General features: G+C 66.6%; 19 protein-coding genes. 11 read left to right on the forward strand and 8 right to left on the reverse strand.

The genetic code is table 11. The annotated features are described in order from the left end of the window. Positions 1-61: 61 nt before the first annotated feature. The 3 genes from ACOZ4N_RS11780 to ACOZ4N_RS11790 all read left to right on the forward strand — a co-directional run bounded on the left by ACOZ4N_RS11780 (position 62) and on the right by ACOZ4N_RS11790 (position 3,488). Positions 62-1,933: a PINc/VapC family ATPase gene (locus ACOZ4N_RS11780; RefSeq protein ID WP_424016576.1), complete on the forward strand. Its 1,872-nt coding sequence runs from the start codon at positions 62-64 to the stop codon at positions 1,931-1,933. Between the two features lie 448 nt (positions 1,934-2,381). Continuing rightward, complete coding sequence (locus ACOZ4N_RS11785; protein ID WP_424016577.1) at positions 2,382-2,603, forward strand: glycine zipper 2TM domain-containing protein; 222 nt, start codon at positions 2,382-2,384, stop codon at positions 2,601-2,603. A gap of 129 nt (positions 2,604-2,732) precedes the next feature. Further along, positions 2,733-3,488, forward strand: coding sequence for a hypothetical protein (locus ACOZ4N_RS11790; RefSeq protein ID WP_424016578.1), 756 nt, complete (start codon positions 2,733-2,735; stop codon positions 3,486-3,488). Positions 3,489-3,547: 59 nt separating this feature from the next. Here ACOZ4N_RS11790 and ACOZ4N_RS11795 read toward each other — a convergent pair whose 3' ends face one another. After that, complete coding sequence (locus ACOZ4N_RS11795; protein WP_129070726.1) at positions 3,548-3,826, reverse strand: MarR family transcriptional regulator; 279 nt, start codon at positions 3,824-3,826, stop codon at positions 3,548-3,550. Positions 3,827-4,014: 188 nt separating this feature from the next. On the opposite strand from ACOZ4N_RS11795, the gene ACOZ4N_RS11800 reads away from it, so the two are divergent. Together ACOZ4N_RS11800 and ACOZ4N_RS11805 are read left to right on the forward strand one after the other, a co-directional pair. After that, complete coding sequence (locus ACOZ4N_RS11800) at positions 4,015-4,341, forward strand: hypothetical protein (RefSeq protein WP_424016579.1); 327 nt, start codon at positions 4,015-4,017, stop codon at positions 4,339-4,341. A gap of 1 nt (position 4,342) precedes the next feature. Further along, positions 4,343-6,172, forward strand: coding sequence for a ribosome biogenesis/translation initiation ATPase RLI (locus ACOZ4N_RS11805; RefSeq protein ID WP_424016580.1), 1,830 nt, complete (start codon positions 4,343-4,345; stop codon positions 6,170-6,172). Here ACOZ4N_RS11805 and ACOZ4N_RS11810 read toward each other — a convergent pair. Then, entirely contained in the window at positions 6,160-6,567 is a 408-nt protein-coding gene (locus tag ACOZ4N_RS11810) for a hypothetical protein (RefSeq protein WP_424016581.1), read from the reverse strand. The two genes, ACOZ4N_RS11805 and ACOZ4N_RS11810, sit on opposite strands and share 13 nt — an antisense overlap. Before the next feature lie 129 nt (positions 6,568-6,696). On the opposite strand from ACOZ4N_RS11810, the gene ACOZ4N_RS11815 reads away from it, so the two are divergent. Then, entirely contained in the window at positions 6,697-6,942 is a 246-nt protein-coding gene (locus ACOZ4N_RS11815) for a hypothetical protein (protein WP_424016582.1), read from the forward strand. On the opposite strand, the gene ACOZ4N_RS11820 is transcribed toward ACOZ4N_RS11815, so the two are convergent. Next, on the reverse strand, positions 6,939-8,021 hold the full coding sequence (locus ACOZ4N_RS11820) for a hemolysin family protein (protein ID WP_424016584.1): 1,083 nt from the start codon (positions 8,019-8,021) through the stop codon (positions 6,939-6,941). The genes ACOZ4N_RS11815 and ACOZ4N_RS11820 overlap by 4 nt on opposite strands. A 144-nt stretch (positions 8,022-8,165) precedes the next feature. Here ACOZ4N_RS11820 and ACOZ4N_RS11825 point away from each other — a divergent pair, with 144 nt between their 5' ends. Then, positions 8,166-8,939: a histidinol-phosphatase HisJ family protein gene (locus ACOZ4N_RS11825; RefSeq protein WP_424016585.1), complete on the forward strand. Its 774-nt coding sequence runs from the start codon at positions 8,166-8,168 to the stop codon at positions 8,937-8,939. A 513-nt stretch (positions 8,940-9,452) separates the two neighbouring features. On the opposite strand, the gene npdG is transcribed toward ACOZ4N_RS11825, so the two are convergent. The 3 genes from npdG to ACOZ4N_RS11840 form a co-directional block, all read right to left on the reverse strand. Beyond that, entirely contained in the window at positions 9,453-10,121 is a 669-nt protein-coding gene (gene npdG / locus ACOZ4N_RS11830) for an NADPH-dependent F420 reductase (protein WP_424016586.1), read from the reverse strand. Between the two features lie 58 nt (positions 10,122-10,179). Continuing rightward, a complete protein-coding gene (locus ACOZ4N_RS11835) occupies positions 10,180-11,049 on the reverse strand; it encodes a TIGR01548 family HAD-type hydrolase (RefSeq protein WP_424016587.1) in 870 nt (289 codons plus the stop codon). An 83-nt stretch (positions 11,050-11,132) separates the two neighbouring features. Continuing rightward, on the reverse strand, positions 11,133-11,540 hold the full coding sequence (locus ACOZ4N_RS11840; RefSeq protein ID WP_424016588.1) for a UPF0146 family protein: 408 nt from the start codon (positions 11,538-11,540) through the stop codon (positions 11,133-11,135). A 39-nt stretch (positions 11,541-11,579) separates the two neighbouring features. Between ACOZ4N_RS11840 and ACOZ4N_RS11845 the strand changes: the two genes are divergently transcribed. Next, positions 11,580-12,101, forward strand: a complete 522-nt coding sequence (locus ACOZ4N_RS11845; protein ID WP_092693651.1) for an archaemetzincin family Zn-dependent metalloprotease — start codon at positions 11,580-11,582, stop codon at positions 12,099-12,101. A 32-nt stretch (positions 12,102-12,133) separates the two neighbouring features. Here ACOZ4N_RS11845 and ACOZ4N_RS11850 read toward each other — a convergent pair whose 3' ends face one another. Beyond that, the gene (locus ACOZ4N_RS11850; RefSeq protein WP_092659517.1) at positions 12,134-12,400 is read right to left on the reverse strand and encodes a thioredoxin family protein; all 267 of its coding nucleotides are present in this window, start codon (positions 12,398-12,400) and stop codon (positions 12,134-12,136) included. Between the two features lie 146 nt (positions 12,401-12,546). Between ACOZ4N_RS11850 and ACOZ4N_RS11855 the strand changes: the two genes are divergently transcribed. Together ACOZ4N_RS11855 and ACOZ4N_RS11860 are read left to right on the forward strand one after the other, a co-directional pair. After that, a complete protein-coding gene (locus tag ACOZ4N_RS11855; RefSeq protein WP_424016589.1) occupies positions 12,547-13,239 on the forward strand; it encodes a helix-turn-helix domain-containing protein in 693 nt (230 codons plus the stop codon). A gap of 366 nt (positions 13,240-13,605) precedes the next feature. Further along, the gene (locus ACOZ4N_RS11860; protein WP_424016590.1) at positions 13,606-14,307 is read left to right on the forward strand and encodes a helix-turn-helix domain-containing protein; all 702 of its coding nucleotides are present in this window, start codon (positions 13,606-13,608) and stop codon (positions 14,305-14,307) included. 30 nt (positions 14,308-14,337) lie between these two features. Here ACOZ4N_RS11860 and ACOZ4N_RS11865 read toward each other — a convergent pair whose 3' ends face one another. Continuing rightward, positions 14,338-15,279, reverse strand: coding sequence for an alpha/beta hydrolase (locus ACOZ4N_RS11865; protein ID WP_424016591.1), 942 nt, complete (start codon positions 15,277-15,279; stop codon positions 14,338-14,340). A 150-nt stretch (positions 15,280-15,429) separates the two neighbouring features. On the opposite strand from ACOZ4N_RS11865, the gene ACOZ4N_RS11870 reads away from it, so the two are divergent. Further along, on the forward strand, positions 15,430-15,588 hold the full coding sequence (locus ACOZ4N_RS11870) for a preprotein translocase subunit Sec61beta (RefSeq protein WP_092659525.1): 159 nt from the start codon (positions 15,430-15,432) through the stop codon (positions 15,586-15,588). The last annotated feature ends 10 nt before the right edge of the window (positions 15,589-15,598 follow it).

Here is a 15,598-nt window from a genome sequence, read left to right on the forward strand (position 1 = left end):
GGCCGCCCGCTCGGCCGACAGCATCACGACCCTTATGAGGCGACCCGCTCCTATTGTGGGTATGAACGTTGTACCGGACACCAGCGTCGTCATCGACGGCCGCGTGTCCGACCACGTCGAAGCCGGCGATTTCGCCGGCGCGACGATCTACGTGCCGGAAGCCGTCGTCGGCGAACTGGAGTCACAGGCCAACGAGGGCCGCGACAGCGGCTGGGACGGACTGACCGAACTCCAGGCGCTGGCTGACCTGGCCGACGCGGGCGAGATCGACCTCGAATACGTCGGTCGCCGCCCCGACGCCGACGAGATCGGTGACGCCGGAGAAGGCGAGATCGACGCGATCATCCGCGACACCGCCGCCGAACACGACGCGACGCTGTTCACCTCCGACATCGTCCAGAGCGAGGTGGCCACGGCGAAAGGCATCGCCGTCAAGTACGTCGAGCCCATCGTCGAGGAGACCGCCGTCGAGACCCTCTCCATCGAGCAGTTCCTCGACGAGACGACGATGAGCGTCCACCTGAAGACCGGAGTGGCGCCGATGGCCAAGCGGGGCGAACTCGGCGAGATGCACTACGAGGAGATCCGCGACGAGCCCTCGACGGAGGCCCAGCTCAAGGAGTGGGCCCAGGAGATAGAGAACAGCGCCCGCGCCAGCCCGGACGGGTTCATCGAACTCTCGGAACCCGGCATGACCATCGTCCAGTTCCGGGACATGCGGATCGCCATCGCCAGCCCGCCGTTCGCCGACGGCCACGAGATCACCGCGGTCCGGCCCATCGTCAAGACCGACCTCGACGACTACGAGTTCGCCGACGAACTCCGCGAGCGGCTCACCGACCACCAGCGCGGCGTCCTGATCTCCGGCGCACCCGGGGCCGGGAAGTCCACGTTCGCCCAGGCGGTCGCCGAGTTCCTCGCCGACGCCGACTTCGCCGTCAAGACCATGGAGAAGCCGCGGGACCTGCAGGTCGGCCCGAACATCACCCAGTACACGGAACTGGGCGGCGAGATGGCCAAGACCGCCGACTCCCTGCTGATGGTCCGGCCCGACTACACCATCTACGACGAGGTGCGCAAGACCGACGACTTCGAGGTCTTCGCCGATATGCGCCTCGCAGGTGTGGGGATGATCGGCGTCGTCCACGCGACGCGGGCCATCGACTCGCTCCAGCGGCTGGTGGGCCGCGTGGAACTGGGGATGATCCCCCAGGTCGTCGACACCGTCGTCTACATCGAGGAGGGCCGCGTCGAGAAGGTCTACGACGTGACGACGGAGGTGAAAGTACCGGAAGGGCTGATGGAGGAAGACCTCGCGCGCCCGGTCATCATGATCCGGGACTTCGAGACGGGTCAGCCCGAGTACGAGATCTACACGTTCAACCGGCAGGTCGTCACCGTCCCGCTCGGCGAGGACGGCGAGGGCGGTGGGCAGGACTCCGGCGTCGACCGCATCGCCAAACAGGAGGTCGAACGGGAGATCCGCTCCGTCGCGCACGGCCACGTCGAGGTCGACCTCAAGGGACCGAACACCGCCGTCGTCTGGGTCGAGGACGACGACATCTCACAGGTCATCGGCAAGGGCGGCGGTCGCATCTCCGACATCGAGAACCGGCTGGGGATCGACATCGACGTGCGGACGCTCTCGGAGAAACCCGGCGGCGCGTCGGGCGGTGCCGGCAGTGGCGGCGGGGGCGGTGGCGGCGGCCAGCCCGGCCAGATCGTCACCCCCGAAGTCACGTCCCGGCACGTGATCGTCCCGATGGAGGGCCACGCCGGCGAGACCGTCGAGGTCCAGGCCGACGGGAAGTACCTGTTCACCGCCACGGTCTCCCGGGGCGGAGAGATCCAGGTCTCGCGAGGGAGCGCCATCGCCGAGGAACTGGAGCAGGCTATCGACCGCGGGAAGACGATCACGGTCATTCCGTCGTAGAGTGAGGTCGTCGAACCGGACGCGACCGCAGGGAGCGTCCGGCAGTTTTCGCCCACGTTTTACAAGGAGTGGTTGCGACCAGCGGGAGCAACCCGACGCAGTAAAAGGTGGATTGCGGTCATTCCGTCGTAGGACGGTGCGGTTGCGGATCGCCGCCACGTCGCCGGACCGGCGCGAGGCCGGAGGCCGAGCGTCCGGCAGTTTTCGCCCACGTTTTACAAGGAGTGGTTGCGACCAGCGGGAGCAACCCGACGCAGTAAAAGGTGGATTGCGGTCATTCCGTCGTAGGACGGTGCAGTTGCGGATCGCCGCCACGTCGTCGGACCGGCGCGAGGCCGAGGGTCCGGCTCTTTGCTCCAGCTTTTTCGACGAGCGGTGCCGAGCGACGCGAGGCACCCGAAAAAAGGGGGCCGCGAGTTTTATCCGCTGGAGCGTCGTCTGTAGTGATATGGGACGCATCAAACGCGCACTCGGTCGTGCCCGGTACGCAGCTATCGGCGGTGCCGTGGGCGGCGCAGTCGGGGGATTGATCAGTCGGAACGCGGCGAGTACGGGGGCCGCGATGGGTGCCTTGCTCGGGGCGGCGCTCGGCGAGAAACGGCAGGACGTCGACGCCGTCGTCGAGCGAGTCAAGGAGAGAGGCGAACAGGCGACGGCCGACGCCGATTGAGGGAGCGACGCGCCCGTGAGAGCGTAAAAATAGGGCAGAGACACCCTGCAACGAGGCGGCGTCGGGCGGTCGATGGCGCGCGTCGAAACGCGCCGGGACGTTATGTTCTGTTCATTGGTAGTTAGTGGCATGGACGACTGGAAGCACGTGTTCCAGCAAGTCTCCCGCGGGATCGCGTTGCTCGGGTCCGTGATCGTCCTCGTGTCGTTCGTCGCGCTGGTCGTCGGCGGTATCGGGTACGTCAATACGTCGGCGTCGGACCTGTCGGTGCCGATCACCATCGGGCTCACCGCCGATCAGTCGATCTGGCTGTTCATGGGCGGTACGGCCGGGACCGTCGTCGGCGGGCTCTGCTACCTGCTCGGGGGAACGGCGGCGAATTTCGTCGAGGGGTTCCGGAGTGCCGAGGCCAGCAGTGGCGGGGGCGGAGCGGCCCCGAGTGACGGGACCGCCGAGAGCGGGCGGACGCTCCCGGCCTCGGAGCGGTACCGGCGCAAGCTCTCGAACTTCTACCGCGGCGTCGGGTTGTTCATCGCGCTGATCGTCCTCCTCGGGATGGTCGCGGGCGATCCCGCGACGACGAGTGCGAACGATCTGGTCGGGCTGGTGTTCGTCTTCGGGGCCATCGCGACGCGGGTGCTGTTCGGCGGCGTGGGGACGGGTCTGCTCGTCGTCGGGGCGTTCGGTGCGCTCTGGTACGGCGTCGAGCAGGCGGCGCGCGAGGCGCTGGTCGCCGGGTTCGTGGTGGCCGCGCTGTTCGTGTTGCTGGGTGCGTCGGCCGGCGCGATTGGACTGATCGTCGCCGGGCTCTATCTCGCGTACTACAACTATCTGGCGCGGGCGGCGACGCAGTACCAGTGGCTCACGGGGCAGGCGGGAACCTGACGGGACGGGCACCGGAAAACAGGTGCCGGGCGTCCCGTCGGGAGACTGCAACGAGTGAGTCAGTCGGAGACGGCCGATTCAGTACTTTCGGAGGGCTGTTCCTCGACGTCGTCAACGATCTCGTAGAGGTTCTGCCGGGCGTCGGCGAAGTAGACGTCCTCGTCGACAGCCCCCACCTCCTCGAGCCGTTCCAGGGCGTACCGGACGGTCCGCGCGGACAACATGGACTCTTCGACGATCCCCTTCTGGGTGAGCGGCCCGTTGTACTCCAGCACCTTGTACACGAGCTTCGCGCTCGGCGGAAGGTCCGCGATAGTCTCCCCATCGGATTCTGCCATCGCGTAGACGGTGGCGCGCCTGGTCCATAAAGATTGATGCACAGACTGACCGAACAGTCCGAATCCAGCCCCATCGCGGCCGTTCGGCATGTGTCGGTGCGCGCCGAACCGCGACGCCGACCGGGACCGCCCGGGGAGAGCGACCCGACAACGAACGGTTTTTGGGGCCCGATGGCGGAGACGTTGGTATGGCAACGGACACGGCCGAACGGCGGGCAGCCCACGTCCGCGGGCTGAAAGTGACGACGCTGGCCTCGATTGCGGGGATCGGGGCGGCCGTCGCCTCCTCGGCAGCGACTGCCGGGATGGACCCCGCCGTGGCCGCGACCAACGACACCGCGCTGCTGGTCGTCCTCGGGGCGATCCTCGTCCAGTTCCCGATTCTGAAACTGCTGGGCATCGACGTCGACGACTTCGGAGCGAAAGACTACCTCTACGTCGGCTTCATGACCTTCTCGCTCTGGTTCGTCTCCTGGGGCGTCCTGCTGACCGCGAACACATCGCTCCCCTTCTAACATGGCCGAAGACAGCATCGCCGTCGTCGACCTCGACAGGTGCCAGCCCGACCGGTGTAACTACGAGTGTGCGAACTTCTGTCCGCCGAACCGGACCGGGGAGGAGTGTATCGTCACCCGCGACGAGCGCTACGAGGACGACGACCTCTACGAGGGCGGCCCCGACCAGATCTCGATCAGCGAGGAGCTCTGTCTCGGCGAGTCCTGTGGCATCTGCGTCGAGAAGTGCCCGTTCGACGCCATCGAGATCATCAACCTCCCCCAGGAACTCGACGAGGAACCCGTCCACCGCTACGGCGAGAACGCCTTCGCCCTCTACGGCCTCCCCGCCCCCGAGGAAGGGCAGGTCACCGGCATCCTCGGCCCGAACGGCATCGGGAAGACCACCGCCGTCCACATCCTCGCCGGCGAGATGCAGCCCAACCTCGGCGAGTTCAACCAGGAGCCCGACTGGGACACCATCATGGACGAGTACCGGGGCACCGAACTTCAGGACTACCTCGAAGACCTCCGTGACGACGACGTGACCGTCGCGCGCAAGCCCCAGTACGTCGACCAGATTCCCGACCAGTTCGACGGGAAGACCCGCGAACTCCTCGAGCGGACCGACGAGCGCGGTGCCCTGGACGATCTGGTCGAGCGGTTCGGTATCGAGGCGGTACTGGATCAGGACATCGACTCCATCTCCGGGGGCGAACTCCAGCGCGTGGCCATGACCGCCACGCTGGCCCGGGACGCCGACTTCTACTTCCTCGACGAGATCACCCCCTACCTCGACATCGGCCAGCGCGTGACCGCCGCCCGGATCGTCCGGGAACTCGCCGAGGAGGAGGACCGCTCGATGCTGGTCGTCGAACACGACCTCGCGATCCTCGACCTGCTCGCGGACAACATCCACCTCGCCTACGGGAGTCCCGGCGCGTTCGGTATCATCACGCCGCCCAAATCGGTGCGCAACGGCATCAACGAGTACCTCTCGGGCTACCTGGAGAACGAGAACATGCGCATCCGCCAGGAGGCCATCGAGTTCGAGGAACACGCGCCCCGGACCGTCACCAGCGGCCAGGTGGTCGCCGAGTACCCCGAACTCACCAAGTCCTACGGCGACGGCGAGTTCAGCCTCGAAGCCGAGTCCGGCCAGATCCACGAGGGCGAAGTGCTGGGCGTCGTCGGTCCCAACGGGATCGGGAAGTCGACGTTCGCCCAGTTGCTCGCCGGCCGGCTCGAACCGGATTCGGGCGAGGTCGACGCACAGCTGGACATCTCCTACAAGCCCCAGTACATCGAGATCGACCAGCACATGCGGGTCGACGCGTTCCTCCGCTCGATCACCGACGACTTCGGGTCGTCCTACTGGCAGACCGAGATCGCCCAGCCGCTCCAGCTCGAACGGGTGATGGAGCAGAACCTCACCGACCTCTCGGGCGGGGAGCGCCAGCGGGTCGCCATCGCGGCCTGTCTCTCGAAGGACGCCGATCTCTACCTGCTGGACGAACCCTCGGCCCACCTGGACGTGGAACAGCGCGTGCTGGCGACCGACGCCATCCGGCGGTACACCGAGATTCACGACGCCACGGCGCTGGTCATCGACCACGACATCTACATGATCGACCTGCTGGCCGACCGCCTGCTCGTCTTCGACGGCGAACCCGCCGAACACGGCCGGGCCTCGGCGCCCAAGGGGATGCGCGAGGGGATGAACGAGTTCCTCGCCAACCTCGACGTGACCTTCCGCCGCGACGAACGGACCTCACGGCCCCGCGTCAACAAGCCCGGCAGTCAACTCGACCGCCAGCAGAAAAACGACGGCGAGTACTACTATACCGACTGAACGGGCGGAATCCGCGGTTCGATCTCCTCGGTCAGGTACGTATCGATCTCCTCGATAGCGTCGATTCCGACGGCCGAGCCCTCGCGCTGGAGCGTGACGAGAAAGCCCGACTTCTCGTCGAGACTGTCCGGCCAGATGAAGACCCACGCGTCGTCGAAGATCCGGACGAGGCCGTGGAAGGGCCCGAGGTCGACTTCGTCGACTTTCGACTCCAGACTCAGCTGGTTGACGATGGCCTCGTCGACGAACGCCTGCACGTCGCTGTCGGTGTACTGCGCCCGAACGTCGTCGCGCATGTGTGTCTCGTACTCCATCGGGTGGTACCGGATCACCGCACGGAGGTCGGCCCCGTACCGCCCCACCAGTTCGTCCCAGACGCGCTCGCAGAGAGTCACGGTGGGAGATGTCGACCGGAATTACATATTAATTGGGACGAGTTCGAACGGAGACACGCTGGAGCTGGCACACCGGGATCGACCGTCGCCCACCGCCACCTTTTCGCCGTGACGTGCGTAGGCCAGGGTATGGTCGGGTCGCGGACGGTGACGGCGGCGGTCGGCGTCGCGGTGAGCCTCGTCGTCAGTGTCGCGCTCTGGTGGTACTTCGAGTCGTTCGTGTTCTTCCTGTTTCTCCCCTTCGTCCCGTTCCTGTTCCGCGACGGCGGGGGAGGCGACGACGCCGAGCGCGTCCGGGAGTGCCCGGAGTGTGGGTTCCGGACGACCGCCGACGCGTACGAGTTCTGTCCGCGGGACGGGCGGCGACTGGACTAGTCCAGCCGTCGGTCTTCGGCCGAGAGGTCCGCCGCCTCGTCGAGGGGGTCCTCGATGTCGCCCATCACGGCTTCGAGGGCGTCGGTCGCGGTGAGCAGGCCGACGACTTCGCCCTCCGAGAGGACCAGTGCGAGTTCCTGGCTCTCGGCCTGGAACTGGTCGACGGCGTCGCTGATGATCGTCTCGGGGGCCATCGTCATCGGCGGCGCGGCGATCTCCTCGAAGGAGGTGTCACCGGCCTGGAGGTCGTCGATCCGGTCGACGACGGAGGGGACGTAGACGATGCCGAGGAAGTCCTCCGGGCCCTCGCCGATCAGCGGGAAGCGAGTGTGTGGGCTGGACCCGATCCGGTCCAGGTTCTCCGCGACGGACGCGTCGGTCGAGAGGAAGACCACGTCGTCGACGGGCGTCATGACTTCGCTGATGGGTTCCTCGCCGACCCGGAGGGCGTTGCGGATCTCCTCGCGGCGTTCCTCGGAGAGGTCCCCCTGTTCGAGCAGGTAGTCCAGCCGGTTGCGCAGGTCCGCGCGGGACTCGATGATCTCCTCCTCGGCTTCGAGCCACGCGCCGGTCATCTCGACGCCGAACAGCTTCAGGGTCCACTTGGCGATGCCGTCGCCGACCTTGATGATCGGCGAGATGAGCCAGGCGAACCAGTACAGCGGCGTCGCGCCCCAGCGGGTGACGAACTTCGTCCGCTCGACGCCGAGGTACGTCGGCGTCTGTTCGCCGTGGGTCAGGTGCAGGAGGTTGATGATCAGGAAGGCGATGATCCCGCCGGCCCCGATGGAGGCCAGCGCGGTGTTGGCGAAGTACGGCTCGAAGATGGCCGCCAGCGCCGGTTCGGCGACGATCCCGACCGCGATGGAGGAGGCGGTGATCCCCACCTGACAGCTGGTCAGGTAGATCTCCAGGTCGTCGGTCATCTCCCAGGCGCGGCGCAAGCCGGGCTTGTCGAACTCCGCTTCGGAGTACTGTCGGACGCGAGTCAGGGCGAACTCGATGGCGACGAAAAAGCCGTTCGCGAGGATCAACGCGAGGCCCGCCGCCAGTCGAATCCACAGTTCGAGCGCGTTCACGGGCGGCCTTTGTCGGACCTGTCAAAAAGGCGTGGTGGTCTCGGCCGTCCAGCACGCGGACCCAACCGGCACGGATACGGCCTACATCGAACGCTGAAACGCAACGGGGGGTTATGGAGCGGGCGGCGGTAGCACACACGTCAGATGGATCGGGATTACCACGTCCACTCGACGTACTCCGACGGGCGCTTCCTGTTCCAGATGGTCCGGGCGGCCGCCGAGGCCGGGCTCGCGGGCGTGGGGATCGCCGACCACTGCAACGTCTCGGACCGCGAGGAGATCGCCGAGCAGAAACACCTGCTCGGGTTCAACCTCGACGAGACCTACGAACGCCGTCGGGAGGCGATCCAGCGGCTCCGCGAGGAGTCAGAGATCGAAATCTACGACGGCGTCGAGATGGACTACCACCCCGAGGAAGAAGACGCGATCCGGGCGTTCCTCGACGAGGCCGACTTCCAGTACACCATCGGCAGCGTCCACTACCTGGACGGCGTCAACGTCCACGTCGAACCCTACTTCGCCGACCAGTCCGCGACGGACCGGCAGGCCGCCGTCGACCGCTACTTCGACTACCTCGTGGCCCTGATCGAGTCGGAACTGTTCGACGTGGCGGCCCACGTCGACCTCGTGGAGCGAAACCCCGCGCTCCGGGACCTCGCGACCGAGGCCGACTACCGACGGGTCGCCGAAGCCTTCGCCGACTCGCGGACGATCCCGGAGCTCAACGCCGGCCGCGCGCTCGACGAGTACGGCGAGTTCCACCCGTCGCCCGCCTTCCTGGACGTGCTGGCCGAGTACGACATTCCGATCACGGTGGGCTCGGACGCCCACCAGCCAGCGGAGATCGGCGAACGTCACCCGCACATCGAGCGGTATCTCGACAGACGGAACCTCCAGCCAGTGGTGTTGGACATCTAGTTCGTCCCGCGCTGTCCCCGCTCAGATGCTGTCTATTTCCGTCGGGGCACAGCCGTGGGCCTCGGTGGGATGGCAGTCCGCGCAGTGGCTCACGCCACACGCGGGGCACTCGTAGAGAAAAGCGTCGACCACGCCACAGGCCGGGCATCCGAGGGGTGATTCGTCCGGATCAGCTCCAACCGGCCCGTTCCCGTCGACTCGACTCGACCCGTTTCCCGCTGGGCGGGCCGTCCCGTTTCCGTCGGTGCCGCTCTCGCCGGTCGGTGAGTCGTGGGCCGCGTTCGACGACACCGAACCCTGGTACCCAGGACAGCCGTGCTCGTCCGGGAGCAGACACTCTGTGCAGTACTCCTCGCCACAGTCCGGACAGCTGTGGCACGCATCGACGCCTCGCCCACACGCCGAACACGGAACGGCCATGGCTCGCTGGCAGATAATTTTATTTCGTTTGGTATGAAATTATCGGAGTGAGTACGGCGCTCGACCCCGACTGATTCGAATCGACCGGAGCGGCTACCGGAACCGCACGCCCAGGTCGTGCAGCCCGTCGTTGTTCTTGGCGACGTTGATCAGGAGCGGCGTGATCGCCTCGATCTCGGCGGCGTTTGCCAGCGGGCCGGCGTCGACGGCGCGCAGGCCCTCGACCTCCTCGGTCAGGCGGGTCACAGTGTCGACGGCGTCGGCGTCGTCGCCGACGATGGCCGTGTCGATGCCGAGATCGGCGTCCAGGTTCGCCAGTCGGGCCGCCGGCAGGTTGTGGTACGCGCCGACGACGGGCACGTCCTCGGGGGCGGCCTCGGCGGCCAGCGCGGTCACGCTACCCGCGCCGGGGCGGTTGTAGTGGAAGCCGTCCTCGTCGCGTTTCATCCCGACGGCGGGGGTGACGAGGACGGTCTCCTCGTCGATCTCGTCCTCGATGGCGTCGACGGTGTCGGCGAGGTGGTAGGCCGGGACCGCGAGGACGACCACGTCCGCGGCCGCGGCGGCGGCGGCGTTGTCGTGGCCAGCCACGTCGACCTCGACGCCGCGGCTGTCGAGTTCGGTCTCGTACTCCCGGGCCTTGGTCTCGGCGCGGCTCGCCTCGCGGGAGCCGATCAACACGTCGTGGTCGGTGTCGTAGGCAAAGCGAAGCGCCAGTCCCTCCCCGATGTCGCCAGTGCCGCCAAGCAGTGCGATTTGCATACTCGTAGGTACGGCGATACCCCGAAAAGCGTTGCGCGAGCGGCCGACGTTGCCGCCGTCAGTCCGCCAGCCGACCGGGCAGATCGTTGATGGAGTCGATCACCAGGTCAGCCCCCGCGCGTTCGTACTTCTCGCGGCCGGACTCGCCGGTGAGGCCGCCGGTGAGGACGCCCACGCCGTAGTAGCTCCGGTCGGGGTCGGCCTCGGCGGCGTTCACGGCGGTGCGCACGTCGTCGAGCGTGTCGCCGGCGAAGGCGACGGCGTCGGCCCCGAACCGCTCGGCGAGCGTCGTCAGCGCGCGCGGATGGGGTTTCCCCTCCTCCCAGTCGTCCATCGTGAAGCGGTGGTCGTCGGGCACGTCCAGGCCCACGCGCTCCAGCGCGATGTCGGCCTCGGCGGCGGGGCGACCCGTCAGCACGCCCACGTCGAAGTTGCGCTGGAGGCGGGAGAGCGCCTCGGGGTCGACGAGCTTCGGTTCGTCGTTGATGAACCCCTCGGTGTCCATGTCGGGGTCCCCGCCTTCGAGGTCGCGGTACAGGTCGCTCCCGAGATAGAGTTGCTGGAAGACCTCGCGCAGGCGCTCACAGTCCCAGGCGTCGTAGATGCGCTCGCGCTCGGCCGGGCCGACGGCGTTGACCACGACCGTCTCGGCGGCGTCGAGGCCGCCGCCGGTCGCGGCGATCATGTCGGTGAACGACTCCAGATCGCGGTCCAGCCCGTACTGGGTGGCCAGCACGTACAGCGCCGCCGCGTAGGTGAGTTCCCAGTCGTTGTTGAAGCCCCCGGCGTCCTTGAACTGCTGGATGGCCGCCCGGTCGACCGTGTCCCCGTAGACGTGTTCGATAGACTCGACGATGGCCCGGCGGTAGGAGTCGGCGACGTCGACGAGTACCCCGTCGATGTCGAGCACGACCGCGTCTACCTGCATACCCGTTCCAAGAGGGGCCGCCTTGAAAACCGCTTCTGACCTGTCGAGCCACGAAGGGCGTCGTATGCCATCACACCACACGATCAGCCGGGTCGGTTGTCCTCGGCGAGAAACAGCGTCTCGCCGGTCCCGGGGAGGGACTCGCGGGTGACCGGTACCAGCGGCGGGTCGCCGCCCAGCGTGGTAAAGCGGAAGTCCGCGTCGGCCCGACGGGCCACGTCACGAACCGGCCGGTGGAGTTCCGGCGGGCAGTTCAGCGCGTAGATCGCGTCGGCGTCGGCGTAGACGGCGGGGTCGGGGTCGGTCACGTCGTCGCGGACGAACTCGACGCTCGCGGGCACCTCGCGGTCGGACACGTCGGTGGCGGTCACGGTACAGCCCCGGTCGGCGAGCGCGGCGGCGACGGCGGGACGGTTGCCGATTCCCACCTCAACGAGGGTGTCGTCGGTGGCCAACCTGTCGACGAGGGCGGCGTGACGAGCGTCGGACACGGCGGGATGTTTATGGGCGGCCCGGTCATATGCGTTGGCATGCACGTCGACATCGTGCCGGTCGGCGAGGTGGACGCCCCGGTCAAGCGGGAAGCCTCCGCCGGATTGCGGACCGTCTACGACTGCGAGGTCACGGTCCACGACGCCCAGCCGGTGCCTGACGGGTCCTACGACGCCAATCGGGACCAGTTCCGCGCAGAGGAGTTCATCGAACTCGCCAGCCACGTCGGCTCGGGGGAGAAAAACATCGCCATCACCCCGAAAGACCTGTTCTATCGGCGGCGCAACTACGTCTTCGGGCTCGCCTATCTCGACGGAAATGGCAGCGTCATCTCGACGTATCGGCTCCAGACCTCCTCGGACGGCGGCTTCTCGAATCGCTCCGCGGAGGACATCTTCAGTGATCGGGTCCGCAAAGAGGTCGTCCACGAGATCGGCCACACGCTCGGCCTGGAACACTGCGACAACAAACGCTGTGTCATGAACTTCTCGCCGACCGTTCGGGAGGTCGACGTGAAAGAGGAGAACCTCTGTGGCACCTGTCAGCGACAGGTCCTCTAGGCGGGGACCCGGAAAATCGGATCGTCGTCAGTTTATGCGCCGGCTTTCTCGAGGGCGTCCTCGATGTCGTCGGCCTGCGTGACGCCCACGAACCGGTCGACGATGCCGTCGTCGTTCTCGACGATGAGCGTGGGCAGGGACCGGACCTGGTACTCGTTGGCCACGTCCTGCTCCTCGTCGACGTTTACCTTCTCGAACTCGACGCTTTCCCACTCCGTCTCCAGCTCCTCCAGGATGGGGTCCTGGGTCTTACACGGACCGCACCAGTCCGCGTAGAAGTCCTTGAGCGTGACTGTCATAGATCTACGGCGAATGTAACCCACGGTTCCCGATAAGCGTTTTCACTGCCGAGGCGACCCGGACGAGGGGAGAGCCGCCGGACTGCGCCCGTGAACGCGACTGGCACGACAGAACATTTATTCGACGGGTCACGAAAGTGGCGCGTATGCGGTTCGCGTCCTACATCATCACGCCGAATCGGGGGTACTTCGATCCAGGGGAGGAGGTATTCAGGGATCACGGGGTGATTCTCCGCACCATCGAGGACGTCAGTATCCTCACCGACGGGTCGTTCGTGGCGCTCTACGAAGTGTCGGCCGACGTTGAGGACATCCACGAGAGCATGTCCCAGGCCGGGGAGAAGGTGATCGGCTACGACACCGCGGGTGGGGAGGGGACGCGGCGACTCCAGGTCCACTACTATCCGAGCGATGCCATCAGGAGTCTCTTCGATCTCCACCGGTCGCACGCGACCCATCTGGAGTATCCCCTGGAGTTCGTCCGCACGGACACGTCGAGCCTGCGAATCTCGCTTCTGGGGCCCGAATCGGAACTGCAAGACCAGATCACGGCGACCCGTGAGGCCATCGACGTGACGATCGAACAGGTGAGCAGTTACGAACCGGCGGCCAGCCGCGAGTTCGGGACGCTCACCGAACGCCAGCGCGAAGTGTTACAGACCGCCGTCGAGAAGGGCTACTACGACGTGCCACGGAAGGTGACCTACGAGGACATCGCCGCCGATCTGGACTGTTCGGCGGGTGCCGTCGGCCAGCACCTCCGGCGCATCGAGAGCGAACTCCTGACGGGCGTCGTCCCCGAAACCGGCGTCGAAGCCGACGCCGACGGCGCGAACTGATCGGCACCGTCGCGCCCGAAAAGTGAGAGTCGGGACGCCTGCGTGGGGAACAGACGCGACGTGGTGTCAGCACCCGACACCGCGGCAGGTCCCGTGATCGCACCGCGGAGCCGGTCGCACGAACGGACGCGCTCGCTGGGTCGCACCGACGAGCCGGTAGGGGATTCAGGACACCGGTCGCCGGACGATCCCGCATCGCTGGCGGACGCCCGTGTGACACACCACAGTATTTTATCAGCTCGTATTTATCCTTAATTTTCTGCTTTTCACGTGAACTTTTTTATCAGGCGTCGGTCGCCGACGGGGGACGTATTGAGCCTCGAAACGAGGACAATCACTATTGAAGCGGTTCCCACTACACGGAGTGTGAGATACGTCACGTACGCGCTGACGCCGGAGCGGGGGTATTTCGACCCCGGGGAGGTGGTGTTCCGGGAGTGCGGGGTCGTTCTCCGGTCGATACAGGAGCTGAGCCTGTTGACCGACGGGACGGCAGTGATGCTGTACGAGGCGGAGGCGACCCGCGACCAGATCGACGAGAGTCTCGCACGCGCTGGCGACAAGGTGATCGACTATCAGGTGTCCGACGCCGGCGACCACGTGATGCTCCAGGTCCACTACCACCCCAGCGACCTCATCAGGAACCTGCTCGAACTCCACGACTCCTACGCGACCCACCTCGATTTCCCGCTGGAGTTCGTCGACCCGTCGATCTCGAGTCTCCGGGTGTCCGTGATCGGCGCGAAAGAGCAACTCCAGGAACAGATCGCGGCGACGCGCGAGGAGATCGACGTGACCATCGAGCGCATCGGCGACTACGATCCGGGGACCGACCGGCGGTTCGCGGGCCTCACCGAGCGCCAGCGGGAGGTGTTGCTGGTCGCCGTCGAGAAGGGCTACTACGAGTCGCCGCGCGAAGCGACCTACGACGACATCGCGGCCGATCTGGACTGTTCGGCCAGCGCGGTCGGCAAACACCTCCGCCGGATCGAGAGCGAACTCGTCGACGCGACGGTCTCGGACCGCGCGATGGGTGAGTTCCGCGACACGCTCGCCGAGATACGGTGACGCCGGTTCTGCAGACGGCCGATAGCCCGCCTACCACCAGCCGTCGTCTTCGTCGTCGCTCTCCGCCGCCGTCCCGTCGTCGAACCGGTCGACGATCTCCGGGACACAGCCCCTGTCGGGCCGGAAGTAGTCACAGTGGTTCAAGACGGCGTCGCTGACGTCCACGTCGGCGTAGGTGTCCGGTGTCGATCCGTCGTCGAACCAGCCGCCGTCACACTCCGCGCCGACACAGCCGACGCCCTCGGTCATCTCCAGGAGCTTGTAGGCGCTACAGACGATGTCGTCGTTCTTCGAGTGGAAGTTGTACACCGCGTCGGCCGACCCTGCGATGCCGTCGCCGAACCGGCCGTCCGCACAGACGGTCTCGGGGTCGTTCGCCGCACCGATGGCCGACACCGACGCGACCGAGCCGTCCAGTGCGTCGAGCATCGCGTAGGCGGCGCGGCCGCCCAGCGAGTGGCCGACGACCCGAACCGTGGTGTCGGGGTTGTCGCTCATGTAGCCGTCGAGCCAGCCCGCGAACCCCTCGCCGGCGGCTTCGGCGGCGTCCTTGCCGCCCCACCAGTTCAGCGTGTTCGAGTCCCACAGGACCGAGACGACCGGCGCGCCGTACCCGTTCGCGTCGAGCGCGTTCGCCAGCGCCTGCCCCTGGTTCTCGCCGCCGCCCGAGGCGTCTTCGAGCCAGCCGTGGATGTAAAACAGCACTTCGTCTTCGCCCGACGGCATCGCGCCACGCGTCGCCAGTCCGTCGCCGGTCAGGTCGACGATGGGTGCGTCCTCGGGTGCCGCCGGCAGGTCGGCCAGACAGTTTCCGAGGAACTCCTCCTCTGCCTCCGCGGCCGTGGCCGTCCCGCTGGCCGCGCCGAACCCGACCGTCCCGACCGCCGCCGCCGACGTGGCCTTCAGCACGCTCCGCCGGTTCAGTCCCGAGTCCCGATCCTGTTCGTCCTGGTGAGTGGTCTCGTCTGTCATCGCTTCCCCCAGTGACACACAGTAACGTATGTCAGAGGGTGAGCGTTCTCTGCCGTATCTGAACTATTTTAAGTAGCCGGTCAATTGGGGTAGTTCATAAAGTCGGATCGAGGCGAAACACTTACCCCGGGTGACCGGTCACTGTCGGGTATGAGCAGCAACGACGGCGGGGGGCTGATGTCGAGTGCCGGGCTGGTCCGGTACTTCGACGCCGAGGACAACAACGCGATCCGGATCGATCCGAAGACTGTCGTCGCCTTCGGCGCCTTCTTCGGCGTCCTCGTGCAGATCCTGAACCTGATTCTTTAGGACCCCGGCC

The organism is Halorientalis pallida, assembly GCF_049605515.1.
GTDB lineage: Archaea > Halobacteriota > Halobacteria > Halobacteriales > Haloarculaceae > Halorientalis > Halorientalis pallida_A.